The sequence below is a fragment of the Flavobacterium sp. LB2P53 genome, from assembly GCF_003970305.1.
Taxonomy (GTDB): domain Bacteria; phylum Bacteroidota; class Bacteroidia; order Flavobacteriales; family Flavobacteriaceae; genus Flavobacterium.
On record NZ_RYDG01000004.1, the window covers coordinates 153,611 to 167,548 of the forward strand.

At 34.7% G+C, this 13,938-nt stretch carries 11 protein-coding genes; 8 read left to right on the forward strand and 3 right to left on the reverse strand.

Annotated elements, in window-relative coordinates; all coding sequences use genetic code 11:
* Nucleotides 1-60: 60 nt before the first annotated feature.
* From EKL95_RS06890 to hemL, 3 genes are read left to right on the forward strand one after another with little or no spacing between them, the layout of a single operon-like run.
* Entirely contained in the window at nt 61-975 is a 915-nt protein-coding gene (locus EKL95_RS06890; RefSeq protein ID WP_370274312.1) for a 1-aminocyclopropane-1-carboxylate deaminase/D-cysteine desulfhydrase, read from the forward strand.
* Nucleotides 968-1,873 (forward strand): glucosaminidase domain-containing protein, encoded by a 906-nt coding sequence (locus EKL95_RS06895; protein ID WP_126462017.1) that lies wholly within the window; start codon nt 968-970, stop codon nt 1,871-1,873. Before EKL95_RS06890 ends, EKL95_RS06895 begins: the two co-directional genes overlap by 8 nt.
* 32 nt (nt 1,874-1,905) lie before the next feature.
* Nucleotides 1,906-3,192 (forward strand): glutamate-1-semialdehyde 2,1-aminomutase, encoded by a 1,287-nt coding sequence (gene hemL, locus EKL95_RS06900; RefSeq protein ID WP_126462019.1) that lies wholly within the window; start codon nt 1,906-1,908, stop codon nt 3,190-3,192.
* Between the two features lie 212 nt (nt 3,193-3,404).
* Here hemL and EKL95_RS06905 read toward each other — a convergent pair whose 3' ends face one another.
* Nucleotides 3,405-3,848, reverse strand: coding sequence for a hypothetical protein (locus EKL95_RS06905; protein WP_126462022.1), 444 nt, complete (start codon nt 3,846-3,848; stop codon nt 3,405-3,407).
* A gap of 510 nt (nt 3,849-4,358) precedes the next feature.
* On the opposite strand from EKL95_RS06905, the gene EKL95_RS06910 reads away from it, so the two are divergent.
* Together EKL95_RS06910 and EKL95_RS06915 are read left to right on the forward strand one after the other, a co-directional pair.
* Nucleotides 4,359-5,213, forward strand: a complete 855-nt coding sequence (locus EKL95_RS06910; protein WP_126462024.1) for a helix-turn-helix domain-containing protein — start codon at nt 4,359-4,361, stop codon at nt 5,211-5,213.
* Nucleotides 5,214-5,301: 88 nt separating this feature from the next.
* The gene (locus EKL95_RS06915; protein ID WP_126556148.1) at nt 5,302-5,853 is read left to right on the forward strand and encodes a carboxymuconolactone decarboxylase family protein; all 552 of its coding nucleotides are present in this window, start codon (nt 5,302-5,304) and stop codon (nt 5,851-5,853) included.
* 330 nt (nt 5,854-6,183) lie between these two features.
* On the opposite strand, the gene lysS is transcribed toward EKL95_RS06915, so the two are convergent.
* Nucleotides 6,184-7,893, reverse strand: a complete 1,710-nt coding sequence (lysS, locus tag EKL95_RS06920; protein WP_126462030.1) for a lysine--tRNA ligase — start codon at nt 7,891-7,893, stop codon at nt 6,184-6,186.
* A 268-nt stretch (nt 7,894-8,161) separates the two neighbouring features.
* On the opposite strand from lysS, the gene EKL95_RS15290 reads away from it, so the two are divergent.
* Nucleotides 8,162-8,296 (forward strand): hypothetical protein, encoded by a 135-nt coding sequence (locus tag EKL95_RS15290; protein WP_255416231.1) that lies wholly within the window; start codon nt 8,162-8,164, stop codon nt 8,294-8,296.
* A 920-nt stretch (nt 8,297-9,216) separates the two neighbouring features.
* A complete protein-coding gene (gene lipB, locus EKL95_RS06930; protein ID WP_126462033.1) occupies nt 9,217-9,948 on the forward strand; it encodes a lipoyl(octanoyl) transferase LipB in 732 nt (243 codons plus the stop codon).
* A 25-nt stretch (nt 9,949-9,973) separates the two neighbouring features.
* Here the strand turns inward: lipB and EKL95_RS06935 are convergent, their stop codons facing one another.
* On the reverse strand, nt 9,974-10,633 hold the full coding sequence (locus EKL95_RS06935; protein WP_126462167.1) for a ribonuclease HII: 660 nt from the start codon (nt 10,631-10,633) through the stop codon (nt 9,974-9,976).
* Between the two features lie 199 nt (nt 10,634-10,832).
* Between EKL95_RS06935 and EKL95_RS06940 the strand changes: the two genes are divergently transcribed.
* A complete protein-coding gene (locus EKL95_RS06940; protein WP_126462036.1) occupies nt 10,833-13,937 on the forward strand; it encodes a SusC/RagA family TonB-linked outer membrane protein in 3,105 nt (1,034 codons plus the stop codon).
* Nucleotide 13,938: the final 1 nt, after the last annotated feature.

The following is a 13,938-nucleotide window of genomic DNA, read 5'->3' on the forward strand; positions in this document are numbered from 1 at the left end:
AGAATTAATACAAAATGCAATCTATAAAGGTTGTATTTTTTTATATATAAATTTACCTTTGTGTCAAAAGATATTCGTTTGAATCAAAAGGTAATTACAGCATTTCCGAACTCTATTTCAGTAACCATCAAACGAGAAGATTTGATTCATCCTTTTGTTTCCGGAAATAAGTTTAGAAAACTGAAATACAATTTGCTTGAAGCCAAAAAAAACGAGCAGACCACATTGCTTACTTTTGGAGGTGCTTTTTCCAATCATATAGCAGCTGTGGCTTATGCGGGAAAAGAAAAAGGATTTAAAACCATCGGGATTATCCGTGGTGAGGAATTAGAAAGTAAAATCTCAGAGAATCCAACATTAATTTTCGCTCAAAATTGTGGAATGCAACTGGAATTTATTTCAAGAGACGCGTATCGGTTAAAAAGTGATGACTCATTTTTGGAGAAATTAAAACAACAATTCGGTCGTTTTTATCTCCTGCCGGAAGGCGGGACTAATGATCTTGCTATCAAGGGATGTGAGGAAATTCTAACTCAGGAAGATGCTCAATTTGATTATATTTGTTGTGCGATAGGAACTGGCGGTACCATTTCCGGTATCATAAACAGTGCTTTGCCGCATCAAAAAGTTTTAGGGTTTCCGGCCTTAAAAGGCGACTTTTTGAAAGAAGAAATTCGTAGTTTTGTACAAAATGAAAACTGGGAGTTCATTACAGACTATCATTTTGGGGGCTACGGAAAAGTTAATGAAGCATTAATCGGGTTTATCAATTCATTTTATAAGCAAAATAAGATTCCTTTAGATCCAATTTACACGGGAAAGATGGTTTTTGGTGTTATAGATCTAATTCAAAAAAACTATTTTCCTGCCCAATCAAAAATTTTACTAATTCATACGGGCGGAATTCAGGGAATTCAGGGAATGAATATGAAACTTCGGAATAAACAATTACCAATAATTGAGATCAATGATTAAGAAAATCCTACTGCTATTTATACTAATAACTTTGGTGAGTTGTAATGCCACTAAACCAATTATTGTTACTACCAAAAAAGCGCCTTCAAAATCAAAAATTGCTACGACGGCTAAAAAGGGATATGAAAAGAAAACCAAAACAGTACGTGCCACCGCAGGAAAATCATCAAGTAAAGAGCTGAATAATAGTGAAACGGAAGAGATTGTTTCAACTTCAAAAACAATAGTTACAAATGATGTGATTGTAACCTACGTTTCCATATTCAAAGATATTGCAATGGGCAATATGAGGAATTATGGTATTCCTGCAAGTATTATTTTAGCGCAGGCCATTTTAGAGTCTGGTGCCGGGAAGGGTAATTTGGCTTTAAATGCGAACAATCATTTTGGAATAAAATGCCATGTAGGCTGGACAGGTGAAAGTATCAGGCATGATGACGATGCTGCACAGGAATGTTTTAGAAAATATGACAATCCATCAGAATCATTTAAAGATCACGCTTTATTTTTAACAGGAAGAAGCCGCTATGCTGGATTATTTGAATTCTCAAAAGGCGATTATAAAGCTTGGGCCAAAGGCTTAAAAGCCGCCGGATATGCCACAGATCCTAAATATCCGGATAAATTGATTTCGTATATTGAACGCTACAATTTGCATGAATATGACAATCAGGTTCTAGATATTAATTATGTGTCCAATGAAAAACAAATGATAACAGAATTAACGGTTGAATCCAGAAATACAATCCCTAAGGGGCTGGATTCCTATGTGGTTCAAAAAGGCGATACGCTATATTCTATTTCGAAAAAATTCGAATTAAAGATTGAGGATTTAAAACAAAAAAACAACCTCTCGGACAATGCCCTTTCTATTGGACAAAAACTGGTAGTAAAATAATTTTAAAATAACGATAATTCATAATTTCATACATGTTATATAAAAGAAGTAGTCAGCTTTTTGCTGAAGCAGAAAAAGTAATTCCTGGTGGCGTAAATTCACCTGTAAGAGCGTTTAAAGCAGTGGGAGGAACTCCTATTTTTGTCAAAAGTGCCAAAGGTGCTTATTTGTACGATGAAGATGGCAACCGTTTGATTGATTATATCAATTCATGGGGACCAATGATTTTAGGACACGCTTACGAACCGGTTGTGAACGCCGTGATAGAGAAAGCGAAGTTGGGAACCTCGTTTGGGATGCCCACAGAATTAGAAACACAAATTGCTGCTTTAGCCGTTGCTATGGTTCCAAATATCGATAAAATTAGATTTGTAAACTCTGGTACCGAAGCCTGTATGAGCGCTGTACGGCTGGCTCGTGGTTTTACAAAAAAAGATAAAATAATCAAATTTGCAGGTTGTTACCACGGACATTCGGATTCGTTTTTGATACAAGCCGGAAGCGGAGCCATTACTTTTGGTTCGCCAAACAGTCCTGGAGTTACAGCAGGGACGGCCAAAGATACTTTGCTGGCACGATACAATGATTTAGAAAACGTAGCCACTTTAATAGAAGCGAATAAAAATGAAATTGCTGCTATAATCGTGGAACCTGTTGCGGGGAATATGGGTTGTATTCCGCCTAATAAAGGCTTTCTGGAAGGCTTACGCCAATTGTGTACCGACAACGGAATTCTCTTGATTTTTGATGAGGTAATGACCGGTTTCAGACTCGCCGCTGGTGGTGTTCAGGAATTATTGCATGTAACGGCTGATATCGTTTGTTTTGGGAAAGTAATCGGTGGAGGATTGCCTGTTGGTGCATTTGCCGCCCGAGAAGAAATCATGAATTATCTTGCTCCGTTAGGCCCTGTGTATCAGGCAGGAACATTGTCTGGAAATCCATTGGCAATGGCCGCAGGATTAGCCATGTTACAAGCTTTAGACAGTGATCGTACTATTTTTAAAAGACTAGAAGAGAAAACAGCGTATTTGGCGGCAGGAATTGATAAAGTGCTGAAAACAAATAATGTTGCATTTACAATCAATACTATTGGCTCAATGATTTCGGTTCACTTTGATGCGGCTCCGGTTGTAGACTTTCAAACGGCTGCAAACGGCGACAACGAAACGTTCAAGAAATTCTTTCACGGATTATTGCAGGAAGGAATTTATATTGCGCCATCCGCTTATGAAACGTGGTTTATTACGGATGCATTAACGTATGCAGATTTAGATTTCACCATTCAAGCGATAGCTAAAGTTTCGAAAACATTTTAAATCAAAAAAGCCCCAAATTTTGGGGCTTTTTTATGAAGTAAGATGAAACAAGTAAGTCGAAAGTTTAAAAGGCGTAAAGTCAAAAGAATTAACTTTAAGTAAAATAGTTTTAAATCAGATTGTTATATAATTTTATCCTGATTTTAAAATACGACATTATACCATGGTTATTACTTAGTTTAAGTGAAAGGATTATTTTTTATTACCCGTTTCTACTGGTTTTTGTTTTTATGATGCATCATTCTTTTTTTCATTCCGTGATGTTTGTTCCCTTTCATTTCATCCCATTTTTTATATTGGTCTGCTGAAAGAATTTTTTTTATTCGTTTTTTCATCACAATTTGTTCATCTAACATTTGGCTTTTCTTAGCAAAAAGTTCGTCAGAAGTCGGTTGTTTTTTAGCTGAATCTTTAGTTGCTTTTCGTTCGGCCATTTTAGCTTCTCTTTTAGTACTTTGTTCCGCGATGATTGTACTCATTTCTTTTTGTTGTGAAGCATTCAAATCTAATTCCAGAGTCATCTTTTTTAACTGCAGTTGATTTCTTTGATCAGGAGTTAATTGCTCCATTTGAGCTCTTTCCGGTCTTGCTTCTTTTTCTTGTGCAAAGCTTGTCATTCCGACAACTAATAATGCAACGATAAATAATTTTTTCATTTGTTTTGTTTTAAGTTTTATGTATATAAGATAACAATAGACCTAAAAAGTTTAATCCTTAACAAAAAATTATCGTTTGATTTTAGGGTAGTAAAGGTTTAAATCATATTTAAAATCCTGATTTGGGATAGCTTTACTTATAATTAATGCGATAACTCAATCGTTAATTTGTTGTGAAATTCTAAAAAACTATCACTATGGTTTATTATTTGTTTTTTTGCACCCCTAAAACAGTAGTAATTTAACTCTAGACTCGATGGTAAAGACTATCAAAAAAAAGCTAAATATCGTAGTAAAAGAGTTAGATATGGTTTTGAAATCTAAATTTTATAGTACTTTAGCTAATTATAAAGCGACAAACAAAAACGAATAGCCATTGACGGAAATCGCTAAAAAAGTGGAAGCTGGAATTTATAAAGGGATTAACTCCATTTGACTCTAAAACTAGGTTTTTGTTTTTCGTCTCGGAAAAAATAAACGAGATGTTGGTTTGCTCTTAACACTATTCAAATGATTACAGAAAGAAAACAATACCAATTATTCGGAAATATAATTTTTGAAAAAGTGACAATAGAAGCACCATTCAAAATCCCAAATCCAGTGCCTAATGAAGCTTGTTTTCTATACATGCTCGAAGGGCAAGTAGACTACAAAATGCAGCATCAAAGTATATCAGTACCCGTAAACGAAGCGGTTTTGCTCAAATGTGGTACTTACTTCAGTCAAATGAAAGGCAATACTCTTTCTAAAAAAAGTCAGATCGTATTTGTCCATTTTCATCCTGAAATACTCAAGAAAATTTATGAGACCGATCTCCCTAAGATTTTTCAGCAACCAAAATTAGTCGATCAAACTATTGATATAACCCAAATCAATAACGATTTTCTAATCCAAAAATACATAGAAGGCTTGCTTTTTTATTTTGACAATCCCACACTTATTAACGAAGATTTGTTAGTCATTAAATTAAAAGAAATAATTCTGCTTTTATGTCAAACCAAAAATGCGCCTGTTATTCAACAAATTTTATCTCAACTTTTTTCTCCTACTAGTTATACTTTTAAGCAAATTATAGAAAATAGTTTATACAATCCTATAAGTTCGGAAGAGTTGGCTCAAATGACCAACCTAAGTCTTTCATCATTCAAGAGAGAATTCAAAAAAAATTATGACGATAGTCCAGCCAATTATATTAGAAATAAAAAATTAGAAAAAGCAGCTGAACTTTTATTAGTATCTGATGAACGCATTACAAACATTGCTTTCGATTGTGGTTTCAATGATTTAGCCAATTTTTCGACACTTTTTCACGAAAAATACAGTCAAACGCCATCGAATTTCCGTTTGAACCAATTATCCAAATAGTTGAACGAATTACAAAAGTCTAAGCTTCTTATTTGTTGCACTTTTGTAATGTTGAATAACAAATACTAATTAATATAAAACAAAAATTATGGCACATTTAAAATTAGAAAATAATCCAGTTTCTCCAATATCTCAAGCAATTTTTGACAACACTCAAAAAACATTAGGATTTGTACCTAATATGTACAAAGGCATGGGGCAAAATCCAGCGTTGTTAGATATCTATATTTATGGATACAACAGCTTTAGAGCCAATTCAGGTTTTAATTCTGTAGAACAAGAAGTTGTTTTTCTTTCGGTAGCTTATGAAAATAATTGTGAATATTGTACGGCTGCTCACAGTTTTATTGCCGATAAAATGTCAAAAGTACCCACTGAAGTAACCAATGCCATTCGCGATGGAAAAGAAGTGCCAGATCTAAAACTAGCCGCTTTATCAAAACTAACGCGTTCGCTTACTGCAAACCGCGGGAATGTTGCACAAGAAGAAGTTGATGCCTTTTTAGCCGCAGGATATACAGAAACGCATGTTTTAGGTATTATTGCCGGAATTGCGGTAAAAACAATTAGTAACTATTCTAATCACAACACAAATCCTGAATTAGATGATGCTTTTGCCGGAAGAGCTTGGAAAAAATAATCAGACATCTTTTTTAATTGTCAATGAAGTTACTCACTGTGTTGGCTTTTACCACAAGTCGTAAATGGATGGATTCCTTGTATAGTAACCATTAGTCCTATTTAAACTATATGACTATCCGTTACTTGTATCAATGGCAAAAAAGTATATATTTGGGTCTGAATCAAAAAAGTAACTGCTATGAAATCCGCGATATCGGGTTAGATTGATGATTACTGCTTTAGAAACAACTTGGTATCAGTTACGGACAGTCATAAAAAATAATATTCTTTATAAAAAAGGAGCTTCAATTTGAAGCTCCTTTTTTATAAATATAGCTCTATAATACACTTAGGCTTTCAATCGACACGCTTTGCTGTCGCCATTTACCACAACTTCGGTCAATCCTAAAGAAGATAAATTTTTCATGGCTTTATCCCATTTTTTACCGCTCAGTTCCGATTTGATTTTTAGTAAACCAAAATCCATTTGGTTTTCATTGACTTTCAAAAGGTCAATAATCAATTTTTCATCGTCTTCCAATTCAATTTTAACTTGAGTTTTTTCTGGGCGCATTTGCGGGAACAACAACACTTCCTGGATAGAAGCATTATTTGTCAAATACATAATCAATCGATCCATTCCAATTCCCATTCCGGATGTTGGAGGCATTCCGTATTCTAATGCTCTCAAGAAATCTTCGTCAATTATTCCTGTGGCTTCATCATCTCCTTTTTCAGCCAATCTCATTTGGTCTTCAAAACGGGCTCTTTGATCAATTGGGTCATTCAATTCAGAATAGGCGTTTGCCACTTCTTTTCCGCAAACCATCAATTCAAAACGTTCTGTCAATTCTGGATTGTCACGGTGTTGCTTGCAAAGCGGAGACATTTCCTTTGGGTAATCCGTGATGTAAGTAGGCTGAATGTAATTTCCTTCGCATTTCGCGCCAAAAATCTCATCAATCAGTTTCCCTTTCCCCATGGTTGCATCTACATCAATTCCCATTCCTCTGGCAGCATCAAATAACGCTGTTTCACTTTTTCCTGAAATATCAAATCCAGTAAAATGTTTGATAGAGTCCGTCATTGTCACTCTGGCGTAAGGCGCTTTAAAATTGATGGTATGTTCTCCAAAAGTAACTTCTGAGCTTCCATTTACGGCAATCGCGCAATGTTCTAAAAGGTCTTCGGCAAATTTCATCATCCAGTTGTAGTCTTTGTAGGCTACATATATTTCCATGGCAGTAAATTCTGGGTTGTGGGTACGGTCCATTCCTTCGTTACGAAAATTTTTCGAAAACTCATAAACCCCTTCAAAACCACCAACAATCAATCTTTTTAAGTATAATTCGTTCGCAATACGCATGTACAAAGGCATATCAAGCGAGTTGTGATGCGTGATAAAAGGACGCGCTGCAGCACCACCGGGAATTGGTTGCAAAACAGGCGTTTCTACTTCAAGATATCCTTTGTCATTAAAAAAAGAACGCATTGCATTGAACAATTTTGTTCTTTTGATAAACGTTTCTTTTACATGATCATTCACGGTCAAATCCACGTACCGACGACGGTATCTTTGTTCCGGATCAGCAAAAGCATCGTGTGTTTTACCATCAGCATCCGTTTTTACAACAGGAAGTGGTTTCAAGGCTTTGGCCAAAACCGTCAATCCATAAACATGAACCGAGATTTCTCCCACTTGCGTTTTGAAAACCGTTCCGCGAATCCCAATAAAATCGCCAATATCCAACAGTTTTTTGAAAACGACATTATACATGGTTTTCTCCTCATCTGTCGAAATATCATCTCTCGAAACATAGATTTGAATACGCCCTTCAGCATCTTTCAATTCGGCAAATGACGCCTTTCCCATGATACGCTTCCCCATCAAACGACCTGCTAAAACCACTTCCTTACCTTCGTATTTTGCAAAATCAGCTAGGATTTCGCTAGAATATGAGGTTGTAATAAATTCGGCTGCAGGATAAGGCTCAATACCTAAATTGCGTAATTCTGTAAGTGCTTCTCTACGTAATATTTCTTGTTCGGATAATGCCATTTTATGCTGATTTTAAGAGCGCAAAGATACTATATAAGTTTTAAAATTTAAAGTTTAAAATGTACCGTTTTTTGGAGCAGAATATTTTGTTTCTTCAAGACGATCCGTCCCGCTATTCGTTCTATCTTTTTTCCTTGTTCAAAAAAAAACAAGAAAAAAAGGATGCCACTGCTATCGGGGCTATGCTACGACTTTTATTTTTTTAAATCAACATGAAAAATAGTACAAATAACATATATAGAAACCAATAAGTATTTTAAATTACCAAATGGAAAAACACGATTTACTGCTTTTAGTATTATTTTTGATCAGTTGCCAAGTAACAGAAACCATTTGTCTAAACCAAGACGGAACCGGAGAAATTGAAACAGAATTACTCCGCGATGAACATCGTTGTATGTAATTTATAGCTGAAAATCACTCCAAAGAAGACGTTTTTCTTGATACAACTTATGTTTTTAAAGATCTGATAACCAAAAATTCCGAGACGTTTTCCAAATTACCAGCATCCGAAAAAGCCATTTTTAAAAAAATTACTACGGTAAAAGTCCATAGTAAGAAAAGTTCCTTCGAGAAAGAATTTTGCATAATAATCAGTCAAAAATTTAATACAATAGCCGAAGTTGCTGATTTATACAAAACCGAAGAATAGGCGGATGATATAGAAAATAATTATGCATTGGTTGCCGAAGAACATTATTATAGTGTTAGCTTTACTTTTGATGGAAGTACTTTTAAAAGAATTGTCAAAATTACAGACGCAGTAGAATTAAAAAAGCAACAAGAAGAAATTGAAAGATTAAAAATACGCTTCCATAAATTTAAAGCCGTTCAAAATTTTATTTTGAAATATCATTTTCCTCGAAAAATAAAATCGGGTTCAAATATAAATTCAAAAATAAGCGATGACAAAAAAGCAATGGAAATGCAATTTCTAATCACAGATTGTTTAAAAATCCGGTGAGTATAAATCTTGAAGTTGTTTTGGAATAATAATATTGAACTTAAATAATCGCCTTATGGTCAAGTCGAGCGCAGTCGAGACTCATTTGGTTAGTCTCGACTGCGCTCAACTTGACAGAAATATGAGTTAATCCTTCAATGGTTTTTTCAAATCTTGTAGGTGACTTTTTTGGCGCAATGATAAAACATCGAAATTAGTTCAAGTCCGAGACTAATTATTTTTGATTCATAATTTTATATCATACCTGCAAGGTTTGAAAAAAAACCTTATAGGAAAAAACAGTAAACTCAAAACGTTGTACCTTTGTCATTCAAAAATAAGTGAACGAAATAGGATTGCTTCGTTCCTCGCAATGACACATGAATAAAAACATCCAACTTCAAGATTTAGGAACTAAAGATTACAAAGAAACTTGGGAATACCAAGAAGAATTGTTCAAAGAAATAGTTGACTTAAAAATTAAAAATAGGAGAGAAGAAACGAGTTTACAAACACCCAATTATTTCCTTTTTGTAGTACATCCGCATGTATATACATTAGGCAAAAGTGGTGATTTAAGTAATTTACTTTTGTCTGAAAAACAATTGGAAGCTAAAGGAGCTACTTTTTATAAAATCAATCGTGGTGGCGATATTACCTATCACGGACCTGGACAAATCGTAGGGTACCCTATTATAGACTTAGAAAATTTCTTTACGGATATTCATAAATACCTACGGTTTCTGGAGGAAGCTATTATTCTTACCCTTGAAGAATATGGAATTGTTTGTGGCAGAAGCGAAGGCGAAACCGGTGTTTGGTTAGGCGCAGGAACACCATTTGCCAGAAAAATTTGTGCAATGGGCGTTCGCGCTTCCCGTTGGGTCACTATGCACGGATTTGCTTTAAACGTAAATGCTGATTTGGGTTATTTTGACAATATTATTCCCTGTGGGATTCGCGGTAAAGCCGTAACTTCTTTGAACGTAGAACTAGGCGTATCCAAAGTGAATGAACAAGAAGTCAAAGAAAAAATCCTGAAACATTTTGCCATTCTTTTTGATGCCACTTTTGAGAAACCTGCACTCAAAAATCGTTACACGAGCCTGTAAGGCGAACTGGCGAAGCAATCTAAATTCAAAAATCAAAACAATACTGTTCCGGCAACAAACGAAATGTCATTCGGTGGTGTTTTGTAACCCCATATTTCCGAATGGCTTCCCGGTGTTCTTTGGTAGGATATCCTTTATTTTGTTTCCAATTGTACATTGGGAATTCCTCATGAATCCGATTCATATATTCATCCCGATACGTTTTTGCTAATACGGAAGCGGCGGCAATACTCATAAATTTTGAATCTCCTTTTATGATACTGGCATTCGGAATCGAATGTAGGATTTCAATTTCAGCATCGGTAAAAATCTTTCCTCCTCGATTTTTAATCCCACCCTTAGGAATCAATGGAGTATTTCCGTCTACAATAATGGATTCAGGTCTTGGATTTAGTTTTAAAATACTTTCCTGCATTGCTTTTATGGAGGCGTTCAAAATATTTATTTGGTCAATAATCAACGGTTCCAGATGGGTTACGGCAAATGAAACACATTCTTGTTCTATAATAGGTTTTAATTTTTCTCTTATTTTCTCAGACAATTGTTTGCTGTCATTTAATAACTCATTTTGGAAATGCGCAGGTAGTATTACGGCTGCTGCAGTCACGGGGCCCGCCAGACAACCCCGACCGGCCTCATCAGTTCCGGTTTCTAAATATGGCGTTAAAAAAAAAGGACTTAACATTAAATTGATTTTGACAAAAATAAGATTTTTGAAGTGATTATCCGCAGTTTGTAGTGTCATAATAACTAAATTTCATTGGTATGTTTATTTTTTGAAGAGGAATGGTGTCAAAAACACAAAGTGTTAAATTTTATAAAAGCTTGTTTATTTAAAGAATTATTAAGATTTTTGTGAAATAACTAATTCAAAACAAATTAATATGAGATCAAAATTTAAATGGATTTTTACGTTGCTGTTGGCTTTGTCAATGCAATTTGTGTTCGCACAAGAAAAGACCGTTACAGGAGTAGTGTCTGATGCTACAGGACCTATTCCTGGAGTGAATGTTATTATTAAAGGAACAAATAGAAGCACACAAACAGATTTTGATGGTAAATATTCCATTAAAGGAAGTAATGGGGAAGTTTTAGTATTTTCATTTGTTGGTATGAAAGATATGACAGCAAATATTGGAGCTTCATCCACAGTTAACATTAAAATGTTACAAGCAGATAATACCCTAGAAGAGGTTATTGTTGTAGGTTATGGTGTTCAGAAAAAGAAAGACCTTACTAGTTCGATTTCCTCCATTAGTGGAGAAGCTATAAAAGGTCTAATTACACCTAGTTTTGAAAGTCAATTAGCAGGAAGAGCTGCAGGTGTGCAAGTTACTACACAAAACGGGATTTTGGGTGTAGCGCCGAGGGTTAGAATTAGAGGTGTGGCTACCATTAATAGTGGTACTCAACCTTTGTATGTAGTGGATGGTTTACCAATTTACTCTGGAGATATTGGAGGTTCTGCTGACACCAATGGTTTGGCCGATATTAATCCTAACGATATAGAGTCTTTCGAAGTCTTGAAAGATGGTGCTGCGACTGCAATTTATGGTTCTAGAGCTGCAAACGGTGTGATTTTAATTACTACTAAAAGAGGTAAAAAAGGAACAATGAAAGTTTCTTATAGTAATGTTACTGGATTTGCTTCAGCAACAAAAAGATTTGATTTACTTAAAACTGCTGATTTTCTAGTTATTAATAACGAAAAAAGATTAAATGCTGGTCAAGCGGCTTGGGCAGCTGGAAGTAATTTTGATACTGATTGGCAAAGTCAGGTTTTGAATAAAGGTGCTGTTCAAACAGATCATTCTCTATCTTTTAGTGGAGGTTCTGACAAGACTAGATATTTCATGTCTTTAGGTTACTCTACTCAAGATGGTATTGCGAAGTCAAACAGTTTAGATCGTTATTCTCTTAGGTCAAATCTAGAACATGAAGTGACGTCATGGTTAACAGCCGGAGCTAACATTGGGGTTACCAAAACTAATACTTACGGATTGAATACAGGAAGGAACTCTATTTCAGGAAATATCTTTAGTGCAATAAGACAGTTGCCTAATACTTCTCCTTTTGATGCAACAAACCCAACAGGTTTTAACCTTAATGCATCCGGAAATATTGGTCAAGGTACAAATCTTACACAAGCCACGGATAATTTATCCAATATTAGCTTTGTATTAGCAAACAACAAGTTTGAATCTAAGGTAACTAGGATTATATCCAGTGCTTTTTTATCCGCTGATATCCTTAAAGGTTTAAATTATCGTTTCCAAATTGGAGTTGATAACGCTTCAACAAACGGATTTTTATATTGGAATCCATTACATGGTGATGGACGTGGAACTAATGGACGATTAAGTAATAATAATAATACTTTAACTCGTTGGAATGTTCAAAATGTTTTGTCCTACAATAAAACATTTAGTGATGATCACAATTTATCTTTGACAGCAGTTTATGAAGCTCAAAAAGAGAGAAATGAAGGTTTTTTTGGTACTGGTACCAATATAACTGATCCATTTTTTAATGAAAATGTGGTAACAGGGGCTTTTGGTACTCAAGAATCAGGGGGTGGTGTCAGCGAAGAAGGTATTATTTCTTATATTGGAAGAGCAAGTTATAATTATAAAGAAAAATATTTTGTTCAAGGTACTATAAGACGTGATGGACTATCGAAATTTAATTCAGACATTCGCTACCAAAGTTTTCCTGGTGTTTCTGGAGGTTGGAATATTGCGAATGAAAGTTTTATGGAAAATTTTAAAAGTGTCATTTCTCAATTCAAAATCAGAGGGTCTTACTCTTTAACGGGTAACACAAATGTGGGAAGAAGTAATTATCCTTATTTGAGTACATATTCTCCTTCATTTTATGGACCAAACAATGGTATCGCATTTACAACTTTTGCAAACAGAAATTTAAAATGGGAAACAAGTACTAAAATTGATTATGGAGTAGATTTGTCTTTATTTAATAATCGTTTGACTTTAAACTTTGATTATTTCAAGAATACCTCTGAAGATGTAGTACTTCAGTTTCCGATAGATCCTTCATTAGGCGTTCCAGGAAATGCAATAGATAGAAATGCTGCAAATGTATTAAACAAAGGGTATGAATTTGGAGTAGATTATAGTGTTATAAACACTAAAGATTTCAAGTGGAATGTCAATGCAAATTTAACCTTACAGAAAAATAAAGTTTACAATTTGCCAAATAATGGTGCAGATATCATTGGTGGAAGCTCAGGAGATATAAATATTCAGCCAAATATCATTATTCGGGAAGGTGAATCATTAAACTCGCTTTATGGATTTACATATTGGGGTGTAAACGCTGCAAACGGTAATCCGGTCTATTATAAAGCTGATGGTAGCTTGGTTCAAGGAAATATCGCAACAGCTAATTACAAAGTATTTAATCCAGCCGATCCCACAAATGTATCCGTTGCATCGTCTTTAACACAAGCCGATAAAAAGATTCAGGGAAATTCACTTCCTACTTATTTTGGTGGATTTAATTCTAGAATGAGCTATAAGGATTTTGATTTTAGCTTCTTGATTCGTTTCAGTGGTGGAAACAAAGTTTTTAATGGTACTAGAAGAGATTTACTTAATTTAGGTTTAAGCAACAATAGCACAGAAATCCTTGGTAGATGGCAAAGTCCAACAAATCCTGGTGACGGAGTTACGCCTAGATTAGTTGCTAACCAAAATCCATTTATTAACCAAGCAAGTAATCTAACAACTCGTTTTGTAGAAGATGCAGACTTTATTAGTTTAGATAACATAAGTTTAGGGTATTCGTTTCCAAAAATTTTAACCGAAAAAATAAGCGTTGAAGGAGTGAGATTGTCAGCTCAGGTACAAAATTTATTTTTAATAACGAAATACAAAGGATTAGATCCAGAATTAGAAACTTCTGGAGTTGATTTAAACGGTACACCAAGAGCAAGAATTTTTTCAATTGGTATTAACGTAAATTTATAAA